Genomic DNA, 26,554 nt, shown 5'->3' with positions numbered 1-26,554 from the left:
TAGGATGTTAGCCACAAACCAGAAGAAATCGATTGGCTTGTTCCTCCTATGCTTGTTGTTGCTTGCAACCATTTGGATGAGCATCATTTACGGATATACCGATACAAGTTGGAAAAATGCGATAGAGGCATTTACAAACAATAACGGTTCGAATGCCCATATCATTATTGAAACGGTCCGTCTGCCGCGGGCGCTGATTGCTGCGGCGGTAGGAGCGAGTTTAGCAATGGCGGGAGCGCTCATGCAGGCGCTGACGAAAAATCCGCTTGCTTCTCCAGGAATTTTCGGCATTAATGCAGGTGCTGGCTTTTTTATCGTTCTATTTGTGACCTTTTTCCAAGTACATTCGCTGCAAGTATTTACATGGCTCGCTTTTAGCGGTGCCGCCCTGGCAGCGGCAATCGTGTTCATCATTAGCGCTGTTGGAAAAGACGGAGCAACCCCCTTGAAATTAACGCTTGCCGGCACGGCGGTCGCCGCCTTGTTTGCTTCATTAACACAAGGAATGTTAGCGGCGAATGAAAAGGCGCTTGAAGAAGTCTTATTTTGGTTGGCTGGTTCGGTAGCCGGACGGAAGCTGGAAATGTTAACAGCCGTTCTTCCATACTTTATCGTTGGCTGGATTGGTTCGCTGCTGTTTGCGCAAAAGGTGAACATTTTAATGATGGGAGATGATGTGGCGAAAGGTTTAGGACAGCGCACGAATGCGGTGAAAGCAGGAGCAGCGCTTCTTGTCGTGCTGCTTGCCGGAAGTTCGGTTGCTGTTGCCGGACCGATCGGGTTTATCGGCATCATCGTTCCTCATATTGCGCGTGCGCTAGTTGGCGTGGACCATCGCTGGGTATTGCCGTACTGTGCTTTGATCGGAGCGATTTTATTAATTGCGGCTGATATTGGGGCCCGCTATATTTTAATGCCGCGCGAAGTTCCGGTCGGAATTGTGACAGCGTTTCTCGGCGTTCCGTTTTTTGTTTATATTGCCCGTAGGGGGATTTTGGCGAAATGAAGAAGTATACATCGTTGCGAATTGGGAAGTCGATCTCGTTTTTAGTCGACAAAAAAGCGATAACTATTAGTTTGATACTATTAGCTGTTAATGTGGTTATATTTCTTGTCAGCATTGGAAGCGGCGAAATGTATATTTCCCCGTTGGAAATAGCGAAGACGTTGTTTGGAAATGGTTCGGATATGAACGAAGTCGTGATTTATACGTTTCGCTTGCCGCGGATTCTTGTCGCATTGTTAGCAGGAATGTTGCTTGCGGCGGCGGGAGCGATCTTGCAAGGGATGATTCGCAATCCGCTCGCCTCGCCAGACGTGCTCGGCATTACGGGCGGGGCCGCGGCAGCGGTCGTTGCGTTTTTGACGTTGTTTAGCGATGAAAACCATTCCTTGACTATTAGTATTCATTGGCTGCCGTTCGCCGCTTTTCTTGGTGCAACAATAACGGCGCTTCTTGTCTATGTCCTTTCATGGAAAAATGGAATGGCGCCGCTAAGGCTTGTATTAATTGGGGTTGGAATATCGGCACTCATGCAGGCATGCACAACGTTATTGATGATTACCGGACCGATTTATCGGGCGAGTCAGGCGAACGTTTGGATTACCGGAAGCGTCTATGGCGCTTCGTGGAAACATGTTACACTGCTTGCACCATGGGCATTGATCTTATTAGCAATCAGTTTTTTATCAGTACGGAAGATGAACATTCAAGAATTAGGCGATGAATTGGCCATCGGCGCGGGAGTTTCCCTGCAAAAGCAGCGTTTTTTCCTTCTATTACTAAGCACTGCCTTAACTGGAGGAGCGGTCGCTTTCGCGGGAGGCATTGGCTTTGTCGGGTTGATGGCGCCGCATATGGCGAGAAGGCTTGTTGGTTCCTCATTTGGAGCGCTTCTTCCGGCCTCCGCGCTATTAGGAGCTATTTTCGTGATGGCCGCTGATCTTGCTGGGCGCATGTTGTTTGCGCCGATGGAAATTCCAGCCGGGGTGTTTACCGCGGCAGTTGGGGCGCCGTATTTTATTTACTTATTATATAAAAGCCGATAATAAAAGGGGTGGAAGAACATGAACGCCTTACAAGCAAAGGAGCTAACGTTATCATATGGAAACACGATCATTATTGATGAATTAGATTTAATGATTCCAAAAGGAGAAATTACCGTATTTATCGGGGGAAATGGCTGCGGGAAATCGACGTTATTGCGCGCTTTGGCACGGCTTTTGAAACCGGCGGGCGGTGCGGTTTTGCTGGAAGGAAAGGAAATCGCGAAATTGCCGACAAAAGAGGTGGCGAAAAAGTTAGCGATTTTGCCGCAGTCGCCAACGGCTCCGGAAGGATTGACCGTGCTGCAGCTTGTTAAGCAAGGGAGATATCCGTACCAAACGTGGCTGAAACAATGGAGCGAAGAAGATGAAAAAGCGGTGCGGCGTGCGCTCGAAGCAACGAGGATGACAGAATTAGCGGAGCGTCCGGTCGATTCGCTTTCAGGGGGACAGCGGCAGCGGGCTTGGATTGCGATGACGCTGGCGCAGGATACGGACATTATTTTATTGGACGAACCGACGACGTATTTGGATATGACGCACCAAATTGAAATTCTTGATTTATTGTTTGAGTTAAACGAGAAGGAAAAGCGCACGATTGTCATGGTGCTTCACGACTTAAACTTGGCTTGCCGCTACGCTCACCATATTGTGGCGATTCGCGATAAAAAAATATATGCGCAAGGAAAACCGGAAGAAATCATTTCCTGTCAATTGGTGAAAGACGTATTTCAAATGGATTGTCAAGTGACATATGATCCACTATTTGGAACTCCACTTTGCATTCCATACGGAAAAGGAAGATGCATTCTACAGAAAGAAGGCGTTTCATCATGATTCTTTCCGCGGAGGAAATAAAGGTATTAGAAACATATCGGCTTTCAACCGCTCAAACCAATTCGCCGCTATCGATTCGCTTGGATCGTCTGTCTGAGGATAGCGTGCTCATCGATTATGTAGCAAAAGTGCGCGACAGGCTTGGCGCTGCCAATGACGCTGTCGCGGCATCGATGTTGATCAAACGATATAGCTTCCTTGTCGCGATGTCGCTTTATGCGATGTCCGTTTGGAATAAACGGCTTGTGCTGTCACCAGAGCGGATTTGGATGGAAACGGACGATCATGATGATAGGTGGCTGCCGACTTTTCGTTTTGAGGAGCCCAAGACAGAAATATGCACGGGCTGTCGTGACCAATGGCGGGAAGAGACGGTGAGACAGCTATTTGCGGTGCACCTTTTCCCGCTGATAGAAAAATTGCGGAAAATCACAAAAATATCTGCCCATATATTATGGGAGAATATCGCGATTTACATTTATTGGCTGTATGAAACGCTTATGAATGATGAAACCCTTGCCCATGTCCACGAACAGCTTTGCGATGATTTTCATTATCTCGTTCACGACGCAGATGGAGCGTTATTCGGCACTCCTCGACAAAATCCGTTAAAACGATTTTGGAAAGGAAACGCTCATCCGAGACAGCGGTCAACATGTTGCCTTTATTACCAAACAGATGGAGGAACACATTGTCAGACATGTCCTTGTATAGCTAGTCAGCGCTGTCAGGCGATCAGCTGATAACCTGATGAAGCAACATCGCAAAAGCGGTGTTGTTTCTTTTTTTTTCAAGAAATTTTCGCGAATTTTGTTGATTTTTGTATATGTTTTCGTAAAAATGAAAGTATACAAGGCAGCTTTTCTTAAAAACTATCATTGAGAGGTAATTGCTTCATGACAGGTAAGTATGCTGCTTTTTTCCATCATTTTACCGAGGCAGTCGCGATTTTAAATACAGAAGGATATGTCATTTATACGAATCCTGCGTTTCAAGCACTGTTAGGTACAAATGGCAGCGGAGCGGTACGACACTCCCATTTTGAAACCATTGCTGAGATGGAAACCATCGTAGTAGAACCGTTATTGCAATCGGTTAGAAACGGGAAATCCATACATAATGTAGAATGGACGATTAAAAAAGCGGATGACCGTATCGTTCCAGTGAGTGCTGTTTTTTCGCCGATTGTAAATGAACAAGGAGAAATCGATTCGATTTTGTGCGTATGCCGCGATGTGACGAAGGAAAAGAAACTAGAACGAGCATTGGAAGAAAGCAAACAACATTTTCAACTCATCGCTGAACATTCTACGGATTATATTCTTATTTTTTCCAATAAACGTGAGCTATTATACATACCATCATCTCTTGAGAAAGTAGGCACGGCAATTCACCAATATTCGTATGAAGATATCTTACAATTTGTGCATCCTGATGATTTGCCGAACATTGTGAGGAAGTTTGATGAGCTATATCGTACATATGACACTCAAATCGCTGAATTTCGCAAGCGCGATAACGAAGGAAAATGGATATGGATGGAAGCGCAAGGGAAAGCGATTGTGAATGAACAAAATGAACTTGATTATGTGATTGTGACGGTGAAAAACATTGGCGAACGGAAAAAATACGAGGAAAAGTTACGGCAGCTTGCCTACTTTGATTCGTTAACAGGCATTGCGAACCGCAGCTATTTTGAGAGATACATAAAGCAGCTGATCGAAAGCCAAACCGATTTTGCGTTATGTTATTTGGATTTTGATAAATTTAAATGGATTAACGATCACTTTTCCCATCAAGCTGGCGACTATTTTTTGCAGGAAGCGGTAAGAAGGGTGCAAAGCGTGCTGCGCTCCGAAGATTTTTTTGCGCGCATTGGCGGAGATGAATTTGTGCTTTTGCTTCCGAACATAGCAAAAGAAGAAGTGTCGAAACTCGCCGATGAGCTTGTTCAAACGTTCCATAAGCCGTTTTATTATGAAAAACAGCTTATTCAGTCTACGCTATCGATGGGAATTGCTTTTTTCCCAAAAGATAGCGACCGAATCGAGCAAGTCATGAAATACGCCGATCAAGCTCTATATAATGTGAAAAAAAGAGGAAAAAATGGTTATGAGTTTTATCGTCCGACGCAAAATCGGAAAGCGATCATTGAACAAGATTTGCCGTTTGCGATTTTGCGTGAGCAATTTTATTTATGCTACCAGCCGAAAATTAAGCTTGACAGCGGTGCAACGATGGGAGTGGAAACACTGTTGCGTTGGCGCCACCCATCGCTTGGAGAAATTCCGCCGCTCGACTTTATTCCACTTGCCGAACAGAGCGGATTCATTTTTGAAATTACGTTATGGGTGCTTGAACATTCGTGCCGCCAAGTGAAAGAATGGCAGACGCAGTTCCCTGGGCTGAAATTAGCTGTCAACTTATCGCCGTTTTTATTAAATCGAACGGAATTGGTTCAGCATATTGTCCATATTTTACGGGATACGCATTTCGCGCCAGAGCATTTAATTTTGGAAGTGACAGAAAGCGGCTTGATGGAAAACTTTGAAACGGGCAAGCATATTTTAACTCAGTTAAAAAATATCGGCGTGCAAGTAGCCATTGATGATTTCGGCACAGGATTTTCTTCGTTGGCGTACATTCGGAATCTGCCGGTGTCTTTATTAAAAATTGACCGCAGCTTTATTCAAGGAATTGCGGAGAACTCGAAAGATGCAACGATTGTCGATACGATTATTCATTTAGCGAAAAGCTTGGATATTCAAGTATTGGCGGAAGGCGTCGAGACGTATCATCAAGTAGCGCTTCTCCAACAGATGGATTGCGACTTTGCCCAAGGGTTTTACTTTAGCAAGTCGTTAGAAGCCGAGAAGTTGCAAAAATGGCTAGAAGAGTATATGGTATTTGATTCTCATCCCTTCTAATGAATACATTAGAAGGGATTTCCTATTATTTCCGTCCGTTTTTCATTATAAATGTCGCACACTAATAGTAACAAACGGCGATGGGGGAGTTCCATGATTCAAGAGTTTTTACCGCTTAATCAACCGATGAAAGAGCAAATAATTCGTTCACTGCGCGACATTACGGAGGAGGCGGAAGCAATCCGCCAATCGTTAATGATGGATGAGTGCTGTATATTGTCGCGTTTAGAAACATTGCAAAAGCATATCTTGGATGTACAAACAGCGGCCGCTTCTTTTTATTTGCATTCTTATTTAGCGGAATATACGCCGCATTATGACGATTTGTCCCTTGCGGCAAAACATTTGGCGGAACGCCGTCATGGTGCTCTCATCGTTATTGAGCGAAAGGATTCGCTGGATCATTTATTGCATCATGGTGTTCCTATTGGGGCAAAGGTTTCACATACGTTGTTAGAAACGATTTTTTATCCAGGCAATCCGCTTCATGATGGGGGAGCGTTAATCCGTTATGACGAAATTGTATCGGCAGGCAATATTTTGCCGCTTGCCGAGCATGTGACACCGAAGCGGAAATTAGGTACCCGCCATCGCGCCGCAATTGGGTTAACAGAGCGAAGTGATGCGCTTGTAATCGTCGTCTCCGAAGAAACCGGCGCCATCTCGTTTGCCATTAACGGACGATTATACGTACTCCGTCGATGAGAGGAGGGAGAAAGATGGAATTTGCGCCAAGAAGCGTGATTATCCATGAGTTTATTGACACGCTGCAGCCGTTGATGGATGTTTATCATTTGGACCAAGTCGGCATTTTCGAAGAAGAAGGCACAGGAAACAAGTATTACATCGGCTATACGATCAACAAGGATGATGATATGATTGTCCTTCATATGCCATTTGTCAAAAATGAACGCGGTGAGCTGGCATTGGAAAAACAAGAATGGACGATACGAAAAGATGGACGGGAACAAAAAGGGTACTACTTGCTGCAAGAAGCGATGGATGAAATTACTGATAGACGATAACGAAGACGATTGATGCCCTCAGGCAAGATCGTCTTTTTTCGTGAAGCAAAAAGGAAAACAAAGCGATCATCGAGAAGTAAAAATGGATGGCGCATGATGAAACAGAAAGGAAAGGAAGGCATGATTCAGGAAATAAACATAGAGGCAGACGAATGGGCGGAGGCGGTGCTGCTCCTTCAATTCCGTTCTTACGCTGTCGAGGCGCGGCTGATCGGATTTCCCGACCTTCCGCCATTGCAAGATACAGTCGCAACGTTGCAGCAGTGCGGTGAACGGTTTTATGGATATATAAAGCAGGGACAACTGGCAGGAGCGATTTCCTATGAGCGGGCAGAAAAGACCGTGCACATTTGCCGCTTGATGGTGGATCCCGGCTTTTTCCGGCAAGGGATCGCCAGCGCCTTGATTGAGTTTGTCTGTCATCAAGAACGGAATGCGAACGAAATCATCGTGATGACAGGAAGCGCGAATATACCTGCGCTTCGTCTATATGAACGTCACGGTTTCCGCGAAGTCGAACAAATGAGGATGCCAGAAGGGATATGGATGACCAAACTCGTAAAGTGGCTGAACTGATATGAGGAAAATCATCGCGCTTGGAGGCGGCAGATTTTCTATGAAGCTGGAAAATCCGCTGTTAGATTGGTATATTTGGAGACAAGCAAAAAAGAAAATCCAAAAATTTAGCTGCCAGCTCTAAAACCAATGCGAAAGCATACCGTGTGCGCAAAACGAACAAGGAGTAGAAGAAATATATCGAAATGGGAACGATGTATTTAGGAGAAGGAGAACTAGTATGAGTGAGTATTTGATAGTGAAAAAACAAAAACTGGAGCCGGCGGTGGAACAATAAGAGACAACAGGAATGGGGGAACGAGAATGGCAACGTTATATTTAACTAGACACGGAGAAACGCGATGGAACGTTGAAAAGCGGATGCAAGGGTGGCAAGATTCGCCGCTTACGGAAAAGGGGCGGCAAGACGCAATGCGGCTTGGAAAACGGCTGGAAGCAGTCGATTTGACCGCGATTTACGCCAGCACAAGCGGACGAGCGCTCGAAACCGCCCAGCTGATTCGCGGCGAGCGGCTGATTCCGATTTATACCGAAGAACAGCTGCGGGAGATTCACCTTGGCGACTGGGAAGGAAAGACCCATGAGGAAATCAAAGAATTGGATCCTATTATGTTCGACCACTTTTGGAATCATCCGCATTTATACACACCACGGCGCGGCGAGCGGTTCATCGATGTCCAAAACCGGGCGTTTGCCGCCATTGAGCGAATCATCAAACGCCACCCTGAAGGAAACATTTTAATTGTTACGCATGGGGTGGTGTTAAAGACGGTTATCGCTCGTTTCAAAAACATGCCGTTAAAAGAGCTTTGGGCTCCTCCGTATATGTATGGAACCAGCGTTACGACCGTGCGGGTAAACGATGGGAAGTTTGAATTGATTACTGAAGGCGATGTGTCGCATTTGGAAGAAGTAAGGGAAGTATGATTGACCATATCCCGCTCCTTTGTTTTCGAAAAGGAGCGGGTGTATGGTTAAATGCAGCGAAAAGACATTTTTTATCCAGCAAAATGTAATTGGAAGCGTAGTTTCCTCAGGAATAAGCAATATATTTGTTTCCGAATTGGTTCATTTATTAGGTACGATGGAAGATTATATGGAAAAAATGATTCTTTCTCTTAAACAATTAATGGCTTCTTCAGCGTTTAAAATGATCGATTGGAAACAAAACGGCCTATTTTCTGTAATTAAATTGCTTTTGAATGGTAAATTTCGTTCATTGGCCTCGACAGCAAAGAAATATATTGAGGTCAGCAAAAAAGGTGGGCGTTTACTTGATCCAATCTGGACAGATTTAGCTGAAAATTTTGTTACGTTCAAACGTTTTCTGCATTTTCTATGCGATCACGACGTGTGGAAAATACATAATTCATCATCTAACCCACGAGTATTTACATATTTTATGTAGTTATTACGTCGGAAACTGATTGAATGGAAGCGATTATCGTATTTAACGGCGAGGGGAAATTTGACAGGACGATGGGTAAACTAACTTGATTAATAGAAAACCATAAAGTTACAATCACACACAAAAATCCCCGTTCCCTCTAAACAAGGAAACGGGGATTTTTCATACAAAGCCAAACCATTTGGCAAGTTGCGCGGTGAAAAACGTGACAGCAATAGCGATGCTTGTCGGAAGCGCAAAAGCGACAAACGTCCATTTTTTGCTTTTCGTTTCTTTGTAAATATTAACGAGCGTGGTGCCACACGGATAATGAAGCAAGGAAAACAGCATCATATTGAGCGCGGTCAGCCATGTCCAGCCGTGGTCGACGAAAATTTGTTTGAGTGAGTGCAGACCATCGACTTCCGTCAAGGAACCAGTCGATAAATACCCCATTAATAAAATCGGCAAGACGATTTCATTGGCGGGCAATCCTAAAATAAACGCCATTAAAATATAGCCATCAAGCCCAAGTGCTCGCGCGAATGGATCGAGCCAATCGGCGATATAGGCGAGGACGGTCGTATCCCCGATATGAATGTTTCCTAGTATCCATGTTAATACTCCAGCTGGAGCGGCAACCACAATGGCTCGCTTTAGCACATAAATGGATTTGTCTAATGTGGCGCGAATAATCGTATCCCATATTTTCGGGCGCCGATACGGCGGCAGTTCTAATGTGTAATGGGTCGGGATGCCGCGCAATGCTGTTTTTGACAGCACCCATGAAACCGTCAGCGTGACGACGATGCCAAACAGCACCATCGCGACGACGACACTAGCAGTGACCAATGTTTTCCATCCGCCAGTGTAGCCTGCCGCCATAAATAAGGAAGACAGCAAGATCAATGTCGGCCACCGTCCATTGCAAGGGACGAAGCTGTTCGTCAAAATCGCCAGCATTCGTTCACGCGGCGACTCGATGATGCGCGTCGACAGAATAGCCGCGGCGTTGCACCCAAATCCCATCGCCATCGTGAGCGATTGTTTTCCGTGCGCTCCCGCTTTTTTAAACAAGCGGTCCATATTGAAAGCGACACGCGGGAGATATCCATAGTTTTCTAGCAATGCAAAAATTGGAAAGAAAATCGCCATCGGCGGAAGCATCACGCTGACGACCCAAGCAGTGCCTCGATATAACCCTAACACAAGCAACCCGTGCAGCCAGTCAGGGGCGTGCAGTGCTTGAAAGAAAAGGGTAAGATATCCTTCAAGCCATCCGAAAAAGTCTGCTAACATGCCAGATGGAATATTCGCGCCGGCAATCGTGATATAAATAACGACCGCAAGCATCGCAAGCATGATCGGAAATCCCCATAATTTTGAAGTAAAAATGCGGTCTAGCTTTTCCGTTTCGTATTGTTTTGCTTGATTCGTATAGGTGACCGTTTCATTGCAAATCGCTTGGGAGGTGCGAAAAATAGCCGATACGATTTGTTCGCGCGTATCCGCAGGCGCCAGTGCTCGCGCTTCATTCATCAGCTCTTCAAACGGACTTTGCGGTATCGTGGCATGCATATATAGACACCTCCTTTACGGATGGAAGCGGTTGTTGTTGGAGAGCCTGAAGCAAAGACATATCTCCGTCAAGCAATCGAAGCGCGACCCAGCGGGCAGGGTACGCATCGCCAATAACCTCTTTCACGCGTGGAATGAGCTTTTCGATGCATTGTTCAATTTCTGGACTGTACCGGACGGCAATCGGGTTTGTTTTGATTTTTCCACGCACCATCGAATCGATTGTCTTTAATAACGTGTCGATTCCTTCTTTATTGCGCGCGGAAATCGGAACGACCGGCACTCCTAATGTTGCCGCTAGTTTCTCGGTATCGATGCGGATTCCTTTCTTTTTCGCTTCATCCATTAGGTTCACACAGACGATGACGCTGCTTGTCATCTCCAACACTTGCAAAGCAAGATTTAAATTTCGTTCCAAAGCGGTAGCATCGAGTACCACTATCGTAACATCGGGCTTTTCAAAAATAATAAAATCTCGCGCCACTTCTTCATCCGCCGAATTCGAATAAAGCGAATAGGTTCCGGGCAAATCGATCATTTTATAGCGGTTGTTATTGTACGTAAAAAATCCTTCCGCATGAACGACCGTTTTTCCCGGCCAATTTCCGGTATACTGTCGCAATCCGGTCAAAACGTTAAACAATGTGCTTTTTCCTGTGTTCGGATTTCCCGCAAGTGCGATTGTATATTCATTTGTGGACATCGCGTATCCTCTCCCCATAAATATGGTCACTTTCTTCTTTCCGCAATGCAATCGTTGTGTTGCTGACACGATATGCGGTTGGGTCTCCCAGTGGGCTTTTTTGCAGAACGCTTATTTCGCATCCTGGGACAAATCCTAAGTCAAGCAATCTTCGTTTCATTGTTCCATCTTGTATGTCAAGCTTCACAATACGGAAACGTTCTCCTTCTTCTGCCTCGGATAAACGCTGCAATTTTACTGAAGGCATAATAGTTTCCTCCTTATCAATAAATTGCGTTAAGGTTATAATTTTGCACAAAACCAAATTTTATTTTTTATCTTATTCCGCCTTCTTTGTTTTGTCAATCATTTTGTTTTTTGGTTTTACGACGAATTTTTTCATTATCTTCACACAGTTCGTTTTCTGCTTTTGTATTCTCAATAATAAGAAAAGATGATATTATATAAATAGTCTAAATTTTCAATCGAAAATAGGTGGGAGAGGGGTGAATTCTGCGTTTTTTGCGCAGATGAATATGAAAGCGATTACGGATGGGACGGTATTATGGACGCCGACAGAGGAACATATTCAACGATCGAATATTAAGCGCTATATGAATTGGTTAAAGGAAAAAAAGGGTCTGTCATTTGAAACACATCGACAATTATGGAATTGGTCCGTTGAACAGCTAGAAGAATTTTGGGAATCGGTGTGGGAGTATTGCGAGGTGAAATCGGCGACTCCTTACCGTTGCGTTTTAGAAGAGCGGAAAATGCCGGGAGCGAAATGGTTTCCAGGTGCGACGTTAAATTATGCGGAGCACGTATTTCGAAACGAGCGATCCGATCGCCCAGCGCTTCTTTTCCGTTCCGAGCGCGTGCCTTATCGTGAAGTGGCTTGGAAAGAGCTGAAAGAAAAAACGGCGGCGGTCGCAAACGCGCTCAAAAAAATCGGAGTCAAACCGGGAGACCGAGTGGTGGCATATATGCCAAACATTCCGGAAACCGTCATCGCTTTCTTAGCGTGCGCCAGCATTGGGGCGATTTGGTCGAGCTGTTCACCGGATTTTGGCGCAAGCAGCGTCATTGACCGATTCCAGCAAATTGAACCGGTTGTGCTTTTTGCGATTGACGGATGCCAATATGGCGGGAAAGAGTTTGATAAACGTCCGATTGTCGACGAATTGCGGGAAAAATTGCCGTCGCTCAAAAAAACGATTTTGCTTCCATATTTGCGGGAAGACGTACAAGCACCGGATGATTCCGTTTTATTATGGGATGATATCATTCGGGAAAAAGCGGAACTTACTTATGAATACGTTCCGTTTGACCATCCGCTTTGGATTTTGTATTCCTCCGGTACAACAGGCTTGCCGAAGCCAATCGTTCAAGGGCATGGCGGCATTTTGCTCGAACATTTAAAATCGCTATTGATTGAAGAAAATTTGACAAAGGAAAGCACATTTTTCTGGTTTACGACAACGGGATGGATGATGTGGAATTTTCTCATCGGCGGATTGTTAGTCGGAGCGTCGGTCGTGCTTTATGACGGGAGTCCGACGTATCCGGATGGAAACGTGTTATGGGAGCTGGCGGAAAAGGCGCGCATTACCCATTTCGGAACAAGCGCAGCGTTTATTAACGTTTGTATGAAGCTTGGCATTAAGCCAAAAGAATTGTACGATTTTTCCGATTTACAAGCCGTTCTTTCAACAGGTTCGCCGCTGACGACGGAAGGATTTGCTTGGGTATACGAAAACGTGAAAGACGATATTTGCCTAGTTTCGTGCAGCGGCGGGACGGACGTATGCACCGCTTTCGTTGCCGGTTCGCCAATCTTGCCGGTTCGTGCGGGGATCATCCAATGCCGTTCGTTAGGGGCTAATGTACAAGCATTTGATGAAAATGGAAATCGTTTAATTAATGAAGTGGGAGAGCTAGTCATTACCGACCCAATGCCATCGATGCCGCTGTTTTTCTGGAATGATCCAAATTACGAGCGATATTTGGACAGCTATTTCGATACGTATCCAGGAATTTGGAAGCACGGGGATTGGATAAAAATCGACGAAGAAGGCGGCTGCGTCATTTACGGGCGTTCTGATTCGACGATTAATCGCGCCGGCGTCCGCATGGGAACGAGTGAAATTTACCGCGCTGTCGAATCACTCGATGAAGTGCTCGAAAGTTTGATCATCGATTTAGAACTGATGGGAAGAAAATCGTTTATGCCGTTGTTTGTCGTGCTTCAGCCAGGAGCGGCATTAGATGAGGAGCTAAAAGAGAAAATCAAAAACGAAATTCGCCAAAAAGTATCGCCGCGCTTTGTCCCAGATGAAATTTACCAAGTCGAGCAAATTCCAAAAACATTAAACGGAAAGAAAATGGAAATTCCAATTCGCAAGCTGCTGCTCGGATTCCCGCTCGAAAAAGCGGTCAATCCTGGATCGATGGCGAATCCGGAGGCGCTTGACTTCTTCATTGAGCTGGCAAAGACGATCGAAACGAAGACGCATACGAGCTGACGGATCTCCTCCTTCATGGAGAGGATAAACGAGAGGTTGTTATTAAGTGCCGCCGCTTAATAACAACCTCAATGCATGTTGACGATGAGATTTGATTACAAATAAAGGAGAAACGGGGCATGGAGGTAAGCAAGCGGCAAAAGCTAATGAAAAAAATTGAAAGCCATTTGCGGACGACGGCGAGAAAATTAGTGAAGTTTGATACGGAAGGAGAAGCGTTGCAATACTTGGTCAATTCGTTTCGGGCGGAGCTCGAATGCGATTTAATTGCCATTGTATTAAAAGAAGGAAATGATGTAGTCCCTACATTGTATCAGGGCGACTTTCTATACGGAACGACATATCCACCTATTGAGATCGCCAGCTGCTCCCCCCGATTGTTTGAAGGAAGTGTAACATTTCAGGAGATGGAAGGCAACGACACGTGCCCATTAATTGATTTATTAAGGAGGAATGACATCACGACATGGTTTAGTGTCCCAATTAAAGATGAGGAAAGCGAATACGGCATTTGCATGATTGGGTTTCAACGCCATGTATCTTTGCTCGCTGAAGCAAAGCAGCTTTTCGACGATTTTGGCGAAGATGTCGCTCTCGCGATTACAGTGGCCAAGAAAAAAGAGATACAGCGGAGGAAAATGGTCGGTGTCGAGTGGATTGCGCAACATTTTTCTTTAGATATGCCGATTGAGCAGTTTGTTGAAAAAATTGTCGAACGGGCAGGGAAAGGGACAAATGCGGCTGGTGCCTGTATGTATTTATACCGGGAAGAAGACAATAGCTTTGTTTTTCATCCCCCTTCGTACGGAAGAGTGAACAGCCCGAATCAAATTATGATGAAAAATAACTACCGGGTAAGCGACTATTTTCCTTTCTTAGAGAAACCAGGCGGGGATCAATTAACCGTTCCGCTAGTCGTCAATTTCAAAACGATCGGCGTATTGCATGTCGAGCGGAAAAACGAAGGAAGATTCACCAAAGAAGACCTAGAGATTTTGGACATGCTTGCGAACTACGTTGCCGTGATGCTCGAAAATGTCCGGCTATACCAGCAGGAGCGGGACCATACCCATCGCCTGCGCTTTCTGCTTCAATATCAACAAACGTTGATGAAAGAAACGATTCGGAACGAGGATTTTCACGGCATCATAAAAACATTGAGTAAAATGTTTGCCAAAGACGTTATTTTATTTGACCGATTTATGCGGCCGATCGCGTATGAATTGAGGCGCTTGAACGAGCAACAGTTTCGGGAAATTGCGAAACAGGCGTCAAGGCAAGTGCCGCGGCAAAGCAGTATGGGTGGATATTTTCAACTTGATTGCCTCCTAGATGTTTCGGTTGTTGTTTGGCCAATTAACAGCGGGGGAGACGTGGTCGGCTATTTAGCCATTGAAGCATATCCGCAAGAAATAGATGAGTTTTTTTGTTTGAGTGTCGAATTAGCCCTCAATATTTTCTCTATCCAGTTTATTAAGCAGAAGCTCGTTTTTGATACAAAGGAACAGCTTAAAGATAGCTTTTTGCATAAATTGTTGACAGCAGAGATTCAGGATGAAGAGAGCATTATCCAGTATGCCAATGTATTTCAATGGAATATTTTTGACGAGCATCGAATTGTTGTATTGCATCTGCAATTTCCCGCCCTCGAGCAAGAACATGCCGATTTGTTAAAGCTGAACGTGGAGAGATCTGCACTATGGGACCAATTAAAAGTGCGGATTGCCATTGAGGATCCAGCTGTTTTATACGGCGCTATAGAAGATAAATATATTTTGATCGTTCCGGCAAGCAAAGAAAAAAAACAGCCAGCGAAATATTGGAACGAGTGGCATCAGCGGATCAATGGGTGGATTGAGGCGGAAGGAGTGTCTTGCCGCGCGTTTTTTGGCATCGGGGGAATTACAAAATCGATCAGCGATTATTATTTTTGCTACCAGCAGGCGGTACAAGCATTGCAAGTCATTGTCCATGATTTTCAAGGAACGAGTTTGGCATTTTTTGATGAGCTGGGGGCGTATACGGTATTGCACCATTTAAAAGAAATCTCGGCAGCGAAACTGTTTGTAGAGAAATATCTTGGTCCGGTGATTCGATATTCATCGGAAAGACACGTTGATTTGCTGCAAACGATCCGCGTCTTCCTCCACTGCAATGGCAATTTGACAGAGGCTGCAGAAAAGCTATATATCCACCGCAGCACCCTTCAATATCGGATGGAAAAAATAGAAGAAATGCTTGGCTTTTCTTTAAACGAGTCGGAGCAACGATTTAATCTGATGATGGCGCTAAAATTATATGATTTATATGGTCTTGACTCCGCAAAAATGATGAAAAGATAAGCATGTTTTCCTGCATTATGCAGGTATTTTTTTATATTCACCTTTTTTATAATAATTAGCAATAAAAACAAAATTAAAAAAAGGAGGACTTGCTCGATGATTTCGACAATTGGAGTCGTTGGAGCTGGCACAATGGGAAGTGGCATTGCCAATTTAGCCGCTTTATCAGGATTTAACGTCATTTTAGTAGATCTTGAAGAACGCGTGCTGCAAAAAGCGTTATCGCGAATGGAATCGTTTATGGATAAGAGTATCGCGAAAGGAAAAATAACCCCCGAGCAAAAACACGAAGCAATGGAAAAGGTGAGAGGATCTACGGATTTGCGTGAAATGAAACATGCCGATGTCATCATTGAAGCGGTCATTGAAAACATAGACGTAAAAAAAGAAGTGTTTTCAAAGTTGGATCAAATTGCTCCTGAACACGCCATTCTAGCAACGAATACTTCATCGATGTCCATCACTGAAATAGCTTCCGCAACCAATCGTCCTAATCAAGTCGTCGGTATGCATTTTTTCAATCCCCCACAGCTGATGAAACTCGTTGAAGTTGTTCGAGGATATAAAACGAGCGATGAAACGGTCGAACAAGCGAAAGAACTCGCCCGAAAACTGAAAAAAGAGCCGGTCGAAGTCAAGAAAGACTCCCCAGGTTTTATTGTGAACCGCATTATGATTCCGCAATTTATCGAAGCGATTCGCCTAGTTGAAGAAGGAGTTGCCTCGATGGAAGATATTGATAAAGCAGTGACACTCGGTTTGAACTATCCGATGGGGCCGTTTACGCTGCAAGATTTTGCCGGAGTCGATATCGGCCTTCACGTCATGGATTATTTTTATCAAGAATTTAAGGACGACCGGTTTGCTGCCCCCTTGCTGCTGAGACAACTTGTTCGGGCAGGAAGGCTAGGCAGAAAAACGGGAGCCGGCTTTTATGACTATGACGATGCCCGATAAACATTGCCATCAGAAGCAGGCATGGCCATCATCGTTGATCATTCGTGTTGAACAAACATTAGCTAATTTTTGGAGGGAGTTATCGTGAACTACGAATTTTTACAATATGAAGTGGAAAATCAAGTGGCGGTCGTATACATTAACCGCCCTCCGTTAAACCCATTGAATACAAAAGTGTTTCATGAGTTATACGCTCTCATCGATGAGTTGGAAGCAAACCGCAATGTCAGTGCCATTGTGATTACCGGAAAAGGGGAAAAAGCGTTTGTAGCCGGGGCCGATATTCATGAAATGCTGGACTTGGATTTAGCGGGAATGATGGAAATGAACAGAATTTCACGGGCCGCTTTTTCAAAAATAGAAAACGCTTCCAAACCAGTCATCGCTGCCATTAATGGACTTGCGCTTGGTGGGGGATGTGAATTGGCGCTTGTGTGCGATTTGCGCATTTGTTCCGATAAAGCCAAGTTTGCTTTTCCAGAAGTCAACCTCGGCATTATCCCAGGCGGCGGGGGGACGCAGCGCCTGCAGCGCATCGTCGGTCAAGGGGTGGCAAAAGAACTGTTGTATTTCGGGGAGATGATCGATGCACAACGGGCGCTCGACATTCATTTAGTGAATAAAGTTGTCCCATCTGATCAGCTATTACCGACAGCGAAAGAATGGGCCGGGAAATTAGCGAAAAAACCTGCAATTGCGATGCGCATGCTCAAAGAAGCCGTCAACACAGGAGCCAATGTTGACTTGCAGTCGGGTCTTATGGTGGAAAACGCCTGCTTCGGAAACGCCTTTGCGACAGAAGACCGGAAAGAAGGAATGCGTGCCTTTGCAGAAAAGAGAAAGCCGGTGTTTAGCGGAAAATAAATAAACATCAAGGGTATGCAGTTGGTATTAGAGATGGTTAGGAAAGTCCGCTGCCCTATCAACTTAGACATAGGTTCGCTACCTTTGGGAGGCGATTTGTCCTTAACAACTAGCAAACCAAAGGTGGCGGATGACGAGGACAAAAAGTGAATATATGAGGAGGGAGTTAGTATGAAACAAATTCACCCGATCGATGTGATCGACAATAGTCGAGTCCATTCTTTTCATATTTGGCTCATTTTTTGGCTGTTCCTTGTTATCACGTTCGATGGGTATGATGTTGTCATTTATGGCACTTCTGTTCCTTTGCTTATTCAAGAATGGGGAATTTCAGACGTTACCGCAGGTGCCATTGGTAGCTATACGGTAATCGGAACTGCCATTGGCGCTGTATTGTTTGGAATGTTAGCTGATAAAATGGGGCGTAAGAAAATTATTTTATTAACGACATTCTTATTTGGTTTTTTCACATTGCTCTCCGGTTTTGCCCCAAACCCGATTTTATTCACCATCTCTCGTATAATCGCTGGGATTGGCCTCGGCGGCGTTATGCCCAATGTCATTGCATTGGCGACAGAAATTTTTCCAAAGCGAATTCGTACAGCGATCGTCGCTTCTATTTTTTGTGGTTATTCTGTTGGAGCCATTGCTGCAGCGTTGACGAGCCGGGCGCTTTTGCCGACGGTTGGGTGGGAGGCCGTCTACTGGATCGGGGGTGTTCCGCTACTGTTTCTTCCGTTTTTAATGAAAGGTGTTCCAGAATCAATAGGGTTTCTTTTAGAAAAGGGAAGGGAAGAAGAAGCAAGAAAAGTTCTTTGGTTGATTGATCCTAATATCGGCAATGATGGTGAAGTTGAACTAGTGAAGCCCGAAAGCAAAGTTCAAGACTCTTTGCCTATTGTTAAATTATTCGAAGAGAAAAGAGCTTTTAGCACAGTCATGTTTTGGATTTCTTGTTTCAGTGCATTTGTGTTGATTTACTCGATGAATACATGGCTTCCCCGCCTGATGATGAAAGCGGGTTATGATTTGAGCTCCAGCCTTGCGTTTACCGCCGTGATGCAAATGGGAGCGATCATCGGTACGGTTGTTTTCGGTCCGTTAGTCAATAAATGGGGATTTAAGAAAGTACTTGTTCCTTTATTCTTCTGCGGAGCGATCGCCTTGTCGCTCATCGGCTTTACGAACAGTATGCTAGTCGCTTTTGCTCTAATTGCGATTATTGGTGCTGCCTCGGTCGGCGTTCAAAATATTGCGAATGCGTTTGTTTCCCAATACTATCCAGAAATAATGCGCTCTACTGCTTTAGGAAGTACGATGGCGTTTGGACGAATTGGCGGAATCGTTGCTCCGACATTTATAGGGATTTTATTATCCTTTAATTTATTGCCCCAATATAATTTTGCGGCGATTGCGAGCGCAGCCGTACTAGGCGGGCTGGCTATGTTATTAGTACAAGAAAAATATGCTGTTTATCATAAAGAACAAGTTGGATCAACTAGTGAGAGAATTACTGTTTCATAAATATTGTAGCTTTTCGTCACTACAGGATATCCAATTCAATTGTAAAAGGGGGGGATAATCATAAAATTTGAACACTTATTCACGGCTCATATTGAAGTAGGGAGGCCAATAGAAATTGGAGATGTGGGGATCGGATATAGAAGGATTATCCCGATTATTGGTGGGAGTTTTGAGGGAGCTCGTATGAGAGGAAAGGTACTCTCTGGCGGGGCGGACTATCAATTAATTCGAAAAGATGGGGTGACGGAACTATCAGCCCATTATACGATTGAAACGGATAACGGGGTTCCCATTTATGTAATTAATAGAGGATATAGACACGGGTCAAAGGAAATCGTAGATAAGATTTTTCGTGGAGAGGATGTACCGCACGATTCCTATTATTTTAAAACTTCCCCTGTTTTTGAAGTAAGTAATAAAAATTATGACTTTCTTAATAGAATGATGTTTATTGGGGAAGGAGTCAGAAAACCTACAAAAGTAGAAGTTACATTTTATCAGATTCTTTAACTTGTTTCGAGATGGAGGGATGGGGAAATATGGAGACTATTAGCGTGTTGTCCGTTCCTCAGCTGTTAGAAAAAGCAGCAAAGGAAAATCCGCACAAGGAGGCGGTTTATGACCTTCGACGCAGAATCACATATGGCGATTTGCATAAAGAAGTTCACCGCTTAGCCTCTGCGTTAGTTTCACTTGGCATCAAACAAGGGGATCGGGTTGGGGTTTGTTTGCCGAATTGGCTTGAAACGGTCCAACTATTTTTTGCCATCGCCAAAATCGGAGCCATTGCCGTTCCTTTTAATCCAAAATACCGACAGCATGAAGTAGAACATATTATGAAAAATTCCGGGATGAAAGTCGTTTTTATATGCGAGGAGCTAGCGAAAAATACCGATTTGGATCTAATTCAAGCGAAAGTAGGCAAAGTGATTACAGTTCGCTTTACAAAAGCGGGAATTGATTCCTTTGAGCAACTCATCGCCCGCTCACCAGAACAACCGCTGCCAGCTGTTGAGCTCGATTCGTATCGTGACTTATTTTGCATTTTATATACTTCAGGCACGACCGGCTCTCCAAAAGGGGTAATGATCACCCATCGCAGCGTAGTCCAATCCGGTATTGCCATTGCGAACAGTTTAAAGTGTAATGCGAATGATGTTTTTCTCATTTGCACACCAATTTTCCATATATTTGGCATGGCGTGCAACTTAATGTCGGCTGTATACAGCCAAGCGAAAATGGTACTGCAAGAAAGATACAGTCCAAAAGAAGCGTTACAATTGATCGAAAGAGAAAAGGTGACGATCCATCACGCCGTTCCAGCTATGTTTAAGATGGAATTAAATATTCTGAATTTTCAATTATTTGATTTATCCTCCTTGCGTGCAGGCATAACAGGGGCTGACGTCTGTCCGTTAGATACAGTGAAAGCCATACGCGAAAAAATGGGAATGGTGTTATGTATATCGTTTGGTACAACGGAAACCGGAGCTGTCACGATTACGCCGTTTGAAGCGACAGAGGACCGAATTTTTGAGACGGTCGGCAAAGTATTGGAAGGAAACGAAGTGAAAATTGTCAACGACCGAAGAGAGGTGCTTCCTCCAGGGCAAATTGGGGAAATTGCCTGCCGGGGGTTTGGCGTTATGAAAGGGTATTATAATATGCCTAAACAGACAGCCGAAGTGCTTGACCAAGACGGTTGGTATTATACCGGTGATCTCGGGGTTATGGATGAACACGGTTATATTAAATTCGTGGGACGAAAGAAAGAGCTAATTATTCGCGGCGGATACAATATATATCCAAAAGAAATCGAAAACGTTTTACAGCAGCACCCAAGCGTTCTCGCATCTGCTGTTATTGGCTTGCCTGACCCGGTCTTAGGCGAATCTGTTTATGCGGTTATCCAGCCTAAGGAAGGAGTTCACGTAACTGAAACAGAAATTCTTGAGTTTTTGCGTCCGTTGCTAGCCGACTACAAACTTCCGAATAAGGTTGTTTTTGTTCCACAGTTCCCTATAACGGCAAGCGGGAAAATCCAAAAAGGAAAATTAAAAGATATGTTAAAAGTTTTTGAACATAGGGAGGGGTAAGACGATGCGTACAGATATTGTGTTGCTTGAAGGAGCGCGTACGGCGTTTGCTAAATTTTGCGGTTCGTTCCGGGATATTTCGGCGACCGATTTGGGGGCGATTGCGGCGCGGGAGGCGATGAAGAAGGCGAAAATAGAGCCGGAAGAAATTCATCATGTGGTGTTTGGAAATGTACAACAGTCGAGCCGGGACGCCCATTTGCTGGCCCGTCATGTTGGCTTAAAGGCCGGGGTGCCGATCGATGTGCCGGCTGTGACAGTTAACCGTTTATGTGGGACGGGTTTAGAGGCCATTTTAATGGCGGCGAGATTCATTTTAAGCGGAGAGGCGGAAGTTGTGCTGGCAGGGGGGACAGAAAACATGAGCCAAGTGCCGCACGTCATTCGCGGCATGCGCTGGGGAACGGCGTTAGGCAGCCCGACCGTGGAAGACTGGCTGTGGGACGGACTGTACGACACCGTCGGCGGCTGCAGCATGGCAATTACGGCGGAAAATTTGGCGAAAAAATATCATATTACCCGCGAGGAAGCCGACCGCCATGCGCTCCGAAGCCATCAGCGGGCTTTGGCGGCGATCGAGCGGAGGTATTTTCAACAAGAAATTGTCCCGGTGACCATTCAGGAAAAAGAAGGAGAAAAAGTGATTGATACGGATGAACATCCGCGCCAAACGAGCATGGAACAGTTAGGAGCGCTAAAACCGCGATTCATTGAAAACGGTGTCGTGACGGCCGGAAATGCAAGTGGGATGAACGATGGGGCGGCGGCGGTGGTCGTCGCTTCAGGAGAGTATGCGGCGAAACGAGGGTTGAAACCGCTCGCCCGGCTTGTTTCCTGGGGGATCGTTGGGGTCGAACCGCAGTACATGGGAATCGGCCCTGTTCCGGCGATTCGCCAAGCGTTGGAAAAAGCTAATCTGTCTATAGATGACTTAGATTTAATCGAAATTAACGAGGCGTTCTCGGCCCAATATTTAGCGTGCCAGAAGGAATTAGGGTTTGACGATGAAAAAGGCAATGTAAACGGCGGCGCTGTCGCCATTGGCCATCCATTGGCCGCTTCGGGAACACGGATTACGTTGACGCTTGTGTATGAGCTAGCGAGAAGAGGCAAGAAATACGGCGTTTCCTCCTTATGCATAGGCGGCGGCCAAGGAATCGCTGCGATTTGGGAGAGACTATAATCTTCCATACGAGTCGAAAACGAGCATAGTGGCGGTCTTCCCCGTTTGGCAGGGAAAACCGCCTTATTTTATTTCCACAATCAGCATGGCCGACGCCTCAAGGGAAAAATTTGCTGTACTAAGAGGAAGGGGTAGGAGATTTCCATCTCAACAATTCGGTCACGTGCCATTTATGACGGATAGTGCGCGATATGTCCGAGCCGTTTCGATATATGTTGGGCGGTGCTGACCGTTTGGCGGACGAGTTCGGACAGCGACTCCATCATCTTAAACGTTGCGCCGGCCAGCCCGATGGCGCCGATAATGCCGTTTCGGTCAAAAACAGGGGCGGCGACAGCCGTAAAGCCGATAAATGTCTCATCTTTATCGACAAAAAATCCATCATTCCGAATCGTGTGTAAACGTTCCATAAACTCGCGCTCGTCAACGATCGTATTTGGGGTGTGGGCTTCTAGCGGATGTTTCTTAATAATGGCTTTCACTTCTTCTTCAGGCAAATAAGCCATGATTGTCGTTCCGAGCGCCCCGTAATGCAATACACGCCGGCGGCCGATATACGAGCGCGGCTGGAAACTGTCGTCGCTATCGAGGCGAATTAAATATTGCAAACTGTCTTGTTGGCGCACGGCAAATAAAACCGTATATCCTGTTTGTGCTTGCAACTCGTGCAAAAACGGTTCCGCCTCGCGCCGCATGTCTAAGTTTTCGAGGACAATTCCTCCATATTCGAGCATTTTATAGCCAAGACGGTACAAATTCTCTTTTTGGTCATAATGAATGAGCCCTTGTGTCTCTAGCGTCCATAGCAAGCGGTAGACAGTGGCTTTCGCTAGCTTCGTTTTGGCGACAATTTCCTCAATGGAAAGGCTTGGACGTTCGAAACTAAAACAGTTTAAAATATGAACCGCTCTTTCTACTGAACGAATCGTTTCCACATTTACATTTCTCATTGTTGTGCCCCTCTGTTACTTTCTAATCTCCGTTTTTTAAAAGTATTGTAGCATAAAGCGATTAACAAATGTATACGTTTGATGAAGGAGAGGGTACATACTTTTCTTTATATTTAAAAAATTTTGACAAATAACAAAGTTTGTTATATATTTAAGTTGTAAAATTGAATTATTAATTCACTGTATGAATTAGAAGGGGAGAGAACATTGGCGGATACAAAAATGAAAGCGCTTGAACGGCTGAAAGAAGATTTGGAGAAAGTGTATTTAGGTCCATTATGGGAAAAGCTTGGAAAAATGGTGACGCCGGAGCCTGACCACGAAGTTGTCCCGTATTTATGGAAATGGGAGACGATTCGTAAACATTTGCTGGAAGCCGGAGAACTGCTTCGTTTAGGAAGGGAAAGTGAGCGCCGGGTTGTTTATTTGCAAAATCCGTCCTTGTTGAAGCATGGCTTGATCGGCTACTCGACCAATACGCTTTATGTAGGGGTGCAGCTGTTGCTGCCGGGTGAAGTGGCGCCTGCGCACCGCCATAGCCAATCGGCTATCCGGTTTATTATTGAAGGTGAGGGAGCCTATACGGCAGTCGATGGCGAAAGAACGTATATGGAACGTGGAGATTTGATTTTGACCCCGGCGTGGACGTGGCATGATCACGGTCACGAAGGAACTGAACCGGTCATTTGGATGGACGGTCTTGATGTCGGGTTAGTAAGAAACTTTGCTGGTTCGTTCTTTGAGCCGTATTCCGAAGATGTATTCCCTGTTGCCGGTCCTCACAACGGTTCAACTTTCAAATATTCAACGGGTGCGCTACGTCCAGTTACTGACCGGAAGCGAAAAGGATATCCTTCCCCATTGATCGCCTATAAGTGGAAAACGACTAAACAAGTGTTGGAGAATTTGTCCAAGCTTGATCCCGATCCGTATGACGGATATGCGGTCGATTACATTAACCCGTTGACAGGAAGATCGGCGGATTTGCGCATTGGGACAACGATGCAAAAATTAACCCCTGGCATGCATACAAAGGCGCACCGCCATGTCCATAGCGCAGTGTACCACGTCCTTGACGGGGAAGGATACACCATTATCAACGGGGTCAAATTTGAATGGTCGAAAGGCGATTTCTTTATTTTGCCGCCTTGGAGCTGGCACGAGCATGTCAACACTGGGGAAGGCGATGCCCACCTGTTCTCGATTAACGATTTGCCGATCATGGAGCTGCTTGATCTTGAAAGAGAGGAAGCTTACAACAAAAACGGCGGCCATCAGTCCATTATCGATGTATTTCAGCCGACTCTCTGAGTCTCCCACGACTCGAGTCGAGTGGTTCTTGGGTACGCATGACTTAACGAAATGCACTCATCACGTTTCTAAAGACTTTCTCTTTTGTATTTGTAAATGCTTCGTATTGGCAGGCGCTAGTTAAGACGGAGGGGGTTATGCGGTTGAATAACAAAATGCCTAGTACGGTGCAAGAGGTGCTTCATCATGCCGTCGCCCGCTATGGAAAGAAAACAGCGATTATTGACGGCGAGAGAACGCTGTCTTTTGAAGAAGTGAACGAGCGATCTTTGCGGCTTGCCGAGCGGCTGAGCGGTTTAGGCCTTCAAAAAGGCGATATAGTGGCGGTGCAGTTACCAAACAGCTGGGAGTTTGCCGTGACCCATTTAGCTTTAGCACGCCTCGGAATCGTAATGGTGCCTGTGAACTTAATGTACCGGCAAAAAGAGTTATCGTTTATGTTTTCTTTTGCCCATGTGAAAGCCGTCGTTACCATTGACCGCTGGAGAGGATTTAACCATGCAGAGATGATGGAATCCCTCCAGCAGATTGTCCCGACTTTAGATTATATAATCGTCGTTGGGGAAAGGAAAGGACCGCGTCAATATAGTTTTCAAACGTTGTTAAACGATAGCGGCTTGTCTTTGGCAGATAGAGAGGGGGAGAACCCATTCCCTTCTCCGGACGATCCGATGTTGATTATGTTTACGTCCGGAACGGAGTCCGACCCAAAAGCGGTGGTCCATACGTATCGGACATTTATTCCTGCCCATTTGCATAATGGGCAGGAATACGGATTAACGGCTGACGATGTCATGCTTTGCTTGACGCCTATGGGCCATATGTTTTCCTTGCCGATGATTTTAATGGGCCTTTATAGCGGTGCTACTCAAGTGATGCTATCGCAATTTTCGGTTGAGCGTGTTTTAGATGCTTTCAGCCAGCACGGAGTGACGTTTTGCGTAGCTGCGCCGGCCCATTTGATTGATATGTTAAAAGGAACGGATGAAACAAAAGAATATCCGTCAAAACTGCGCCTTGTCTTAACTGGGGGAACGAAAATTCCGGTCTGGATGGTGAAATCGTTCCGGCAGCGTTTCTGCTGTGACGTTGCCGCCCAATGGGGAATGACGGAAATTGGAGCGGGATCGTTCACACGACCGAATGACGCAGCCCATCTCGCTTCAGATACGGTTGGCCGGGCGTGCCCGACGGGGGAAATTTGCATTTTTGATGAGAACCATCAGCTGCTGCCAAACGGAAAAGTAGGAGAAATCGGTTTTCGCGGTCAGTCGCTATTCAAAGGATATTATAAAAATGAAACAGCCACCCGGCAATCAATGACGGAAGATGGGTTTTTCCTCACCGGAGATTTAGGGTGGAAAGATGACGATGGTTACATTCACTACGTTAGCCGGAAAAAGGACATTATTAATCGCGGCGGATTAAAAGTGCACGCGGCGGAAATTGAGGAAGCGCTTCTTATGCATCCACATATCCGTCAGGCCGCTGTTATTGGGATTCCAGATGAACGGCTTGGGGAACGCGGCTGTGCGATTGTCTCATTGAAAGAAGGAACAACGTTTTCATTGGAAGAAATGCAACAATACTTGCTTGAAATAGGGATGGCTAAATATAAATTGCCTGAATATTTGAAAATATCAAACGAATTGCCGACTACTGCGTCAGGAAAAGTGAGCAAGGGAGTTTTGCGGAAACAGTATGAACAGTTAGAAGTTAAATAAAGAGAGAAAGGGAGAGAACA

General features: G+C 45.3%; 25 protein-coding genes. 21 read left to right on the top strand and 4 right to left on the bottom strand.

Annotation, left to right across the window (positions count from 1 at the left end):
• The first annotated feature begins 4 nt into the window (after positions 1–4).
• The 11 genes from DER53_RS14530 to DER53_RS14480 all read left to right on the top strand — a co-directional run bounded on the left by DER53_RS14530 (position 5) and on the right by DER53_RS14480 (position 8,819).
• Complete coding sequence (locus tag DER53_RS14530) at positions 5–1,006, top strand: FecCD family ABC transporter permease (RefSeq protein WP_062755181.1); 1,002 nt, start codon at positions 5–7, stop codon at positions 1,004–1,006.
• Entirely contained in the window at positions 1,003–2,049 is a 1,047-nt protein-coding gene (locus DER53_RS14525; protein ID WP_062755183.1) for a FecCD family ABC transporter permease, read from the top strand. Before DER53_RS14530 ends, DER53_RS14525 begins: the two co-directional genes overlap by 4 nt.
• Before the next feature lie 18 nt (positions 2,050–2,067).
• On the top strand, positions 2,068–2,883 hold the full coding sequence (locus tag DER53_RS14520; RefSeq protein ID WP_062677957.1) for an ABC transporter ATP-binding protein: 816 nt from the start codon (positions 2,068–2,070) through the stop codon (positions 2,881–2,883).
• A complete protein-coding gene (locus DER53_RS14515) occupies positions 2,880–3,626 on the top strand; it encodes an IucA/IucC family C-terminal-domain containing protein (protein ID WP_062755185.1) in 747 nt (248 codons plus the stop codon). Before DER53_RS14520 ends, DER53_RS14515 begins: the two co-directional genes overlap by 4 nt.
• Positions 3,627–3,779: 153 nt before the next feature.
• Positions 3,780–5,810: an EAL domain-containing protein gene (locus DER53_RS14510; RefSeq protein WP_062755187.1), complete on the top strand. Its 2,031-nt coding sequence runs from the start codon at positions 3,780–3,782 to the stop codon at positions 5,808–5,810.
• Positions 5,811–5,903: 93 nt separating this feature from the next.
• Positions 5,904–6,515: a sporulation-specific diadenylate cyclase CdaS gene (gene cdaS / locus DER53_RS14505; protein WP_062755188.1), complete on the top strand. Its 612-nt coding sequence runs from the start codon at positions 5,904–5,906 to the stop codon at positions 6,513–6,515.
• A gap of 14 nt (positions 6,516–6,529) precedes the next feature.
• Positions 6,530–6,835, top strand: a complete 306-nt coding sequence (locus DER53_RS14500; RefSeq protein WP_062755190.1) for a DUF5634 family protein — start codon at positions 6,530–6,532, stop codon at positions 6,833–6,835.
• 93 nt (positions 6,836–6,928) lie between these two features.
• Positions 6,929–7,411, top strand: coding sequence for a GNAT family N-acetyltransferase (locus DER53_RS14495; protein WP_223812192.1), 483 nt, complete (start codon positions 6,929–6,931; stop codon positions 7,409–7,411).
• 1 nt (position 7,412) lies between these two features.
• A complete protein-coding gene (locus DER53_RS14490) occupies positions 7,413–7,535 on the top strand; it encodes a hypothetical protein (protein WP_375781771.1) in 123 nt (40 codons plus the stop codon).
• Between the two features lie 179 nt (positions 7,536–7,714).
• Positions 7,715–8,338 (top strand): histidine phosphatase family protein, encoded by a 624-nt coding sequence (locus tag DER53_RS14485; RefSeq protein ID WP_062755192.1) that lies wholly within the window; start codon positions 7,715–7,717, stop codon positions 8,336–8,338.
• A gap of 43 nt (positions 8,339–8,381) precedes the next feature.
• A complete protein-coding gene (locus DER53_RS14480) occupies positions 8,382–8,819 on the top strand; it encodes a hypothetical protein (RefSeq protein ID WP_062755194.1) in 438 nt (145 codons plus the stop codon).
• A gap of 162 nt (positions 8,820–8,981) precedes the next feature.
• Here the strand turns inward: DER53_RS14480 and DER53_RS14475 are convergent, their stop codons facing one another.
• The 3 genes from DER53_RS14475 to DER53_RS14465 are packed head-to-tail and all read right to left on the bottom strand — an operon-like array spanning position 8,982 to position 11,326.
• The gene (locus tag DER53_RS14475; RefSeq protein WP_167317835.1) at positions 8,982–10,337 is read right to left on the bottom strand and encodes a ferrous iron transporter B; all 1,356 of its coding nucleotides are present in this window, start codon (positions 10,335–10,337) and stop codon (positions 8,982–8,984) included.
• A 7-nt stretch (positions 10,338–10,344) separates the two neighbouring features.
• A complete protein-coding gene (locus DER53_RS14470) occupies positions 10,345–11,079 on the bottom strand; it encodes a FeoB small GTPase domain-containing protein (RefSeq protein ID WP_062755198.1) in 735 nt (244 codons plus the stop codon).
• Positions 11,066–11,326 carry a FeoA family protein gene (locus DER53_RS14465; RefSeq protein WP_062677947.1) on the bottom strand — a complete coding sequence of 87 codons (261 nt, stop codon included), beginning with the start codon at positions 11,324–11,326 and terminating at the stop codon, positions 11,066–11,068. The genes DER53_RS14470 and DER53_RS14465 overlap by 14 nt, the downstream gene beginning before the upstream one ends.
• 268 nt (positions 11,327–11,594) lie before the next feature.
• Here DER53_RS14465 and DER53_RS14460 point away from each other — a divergent pair, with 268 nt between their 5' ends.
• The 8 genes from DER53_RS14460 to DER53_RS14425 all read left to right on the top strand — a co-directional run bounded on the left by DER53_RS14460 (position 11,595) and on the right by DER53_RS14425 (position 22,549).
• Complete coding sequence (locus DER53_RS14460) at positions 11,595–13,583, top strand: acetoacetate--CoA ligase (protein WP_062755296.1); 1,989 nt, start codon at positions 11,595–11,597, stop codon at positions 13,581–13,583.
• Between the two features lie 119 nt (positions 13,584–13,702).
• Positions 13,703–15,925, top strand: a complete 2,223-nt coding sequence (locus DER53_RS14455; protein WP_062755200.1) for a helix-turn-helix domain-containing protein — start codon at positions 13,703–13,705, stop codon at positions 15,923–15,925.
• 96 nt (positions 15,926–16,021) lie between these two features.
• Positions 16,022–16,882 carry a 3-hydroxyacyl-CoA dehydrogenase family protein gene (locus DER53_RS14450; RefSeq protein WP_062755202.1) on the top strand — a complete coding sequence of 287 codons (861 nt, stop codon included), beginning with the start codon at positions 16,022–16,024 and terminating at the stop codon, positions 16,880–16,882.
• Between the two features lie 84 nt (positions 16,883–16,966).
• Positions 16,967–17,746, top strand: coding sequence for an enoyl-CoA hydratase/isomerase family protein (locus tag DER53_RS14445; RefSeq protein ID WP_062755204.1), 780 nt, complete (start codon positions 16,967–16,969; stop codon positions 17,744–17,746).
• A gap of 171 nt (positions 17,747–17,917) precedes the next feature.
• The gene (locus tag DER53_RS14440) at positions 17,918–19,270 is read left to right on the top strand and encodes an MFS transporter (protein WP_062755205.1); all 1,353 of its coding nucleotides are present in this window, start codon (positions 17,918–17,920) and stop codon (positions 19,268–19,270) included.
• A 54-nt stretch (positions 19,271–19,324) separates the two neighbouring features.
• Positions 19,325–19,780 (top strand): DUF3237 domain-containing protein, encoded by a 456-nt coding sequence (locus tag DER53_RS14435; RefSeq protein ID WP_073968003.1) that lies wholly within the window; start codon positions 19,325–19,327, stop codon positions 19,778–19,780.
• A 29-nt stretch (positions 19,781–19,809) separates the two neighbouring features.
• A complete protein-coding gene (locus DER53_RS14430) occupies positions 19,810–21,366 on the top strand; it encodes a class I adenylate-forming enzyme family protein (protein WP_062755208.1) in 1,557 nt (518 codons plus the stop codon).
• 4 nt (positions 21,367–21,370) lie between these two features.
• Positions 21,371–22,549: an acetyl-CoA C-acetyltransferase gene (locus DER53_RS14425; RefSeq protein ID WP_062755210.1), complete on the top strand. Its 1,179-nt coding sequence runs from the start codon at positions 21,371–21,373 to the stop codon at positions 22,547–22,549.
• Positions 22,550–22,719: 170 nt separating this feature from the next.
• Here DER53_RS14425 and DER53_RS14420 read toward each other — a convergent pair whose 3' ends face one another.
• Complete coding sequence (locus DER53_RS14420) at positions 22,720–23,499, bottom strand: IclR family transcriptional regulator (RefSeq protein WP_062755212.1); 780 nt, start codon at positions 23,497–23,499, stop codon at positions 22,720–22,722.
• Positions 23,500–23,721: 222 nt separating this feature from the next.
• On the opposite strand from DER53_RS14420, the gene DER53_RS14415 reads away from it, so the two are divergent.
• Both DER53_RS14415 and DER53_RS14410 read left to right on the top strand, forming a co-directional pair.
• Positions 23,722–24,810, top strand: a complete 1,089-nt coding sequence (locus tag DER53_RS14415) for a cupin domain-containing protein (protein ID WP_062755298.1) — start codon at positions 23,722–23,724, stop codon at positions 24,808–24,810.
• A gap of 137 nt (positions 24,811–24,947) precedes the next feature.
• The gene (locus tag DER53_RS14410) at positions 24,948–26,534 is read left to right on the top strand and encodes a class I adenylate-forming enzyme family protein (protein ID WP_244319611.1); all 1,587 of its coding nucleotides are present in this window, start codon (positions 24,948–24,950) and stop codon (positions 26,532–26,534) included.
• The last annotated feature ends 20 nt before the right edge of the window (positions 26,535–26,554 follow it).

This window comes from Parageobacillus toebii NBRC 107807, assembly GCF_003688615.2.
In the GTDB taxonomy this organism is placed as follows: domain Bacteria; phylum Bacillota; class Bacilli; order Bacillales; family Anoxybacillaceae; genus Parageobacillus_B; species Parageobacillus_B toebii.
This window is presented reverse-complemented; position numbering and strand designations above follow the sequence as displayed.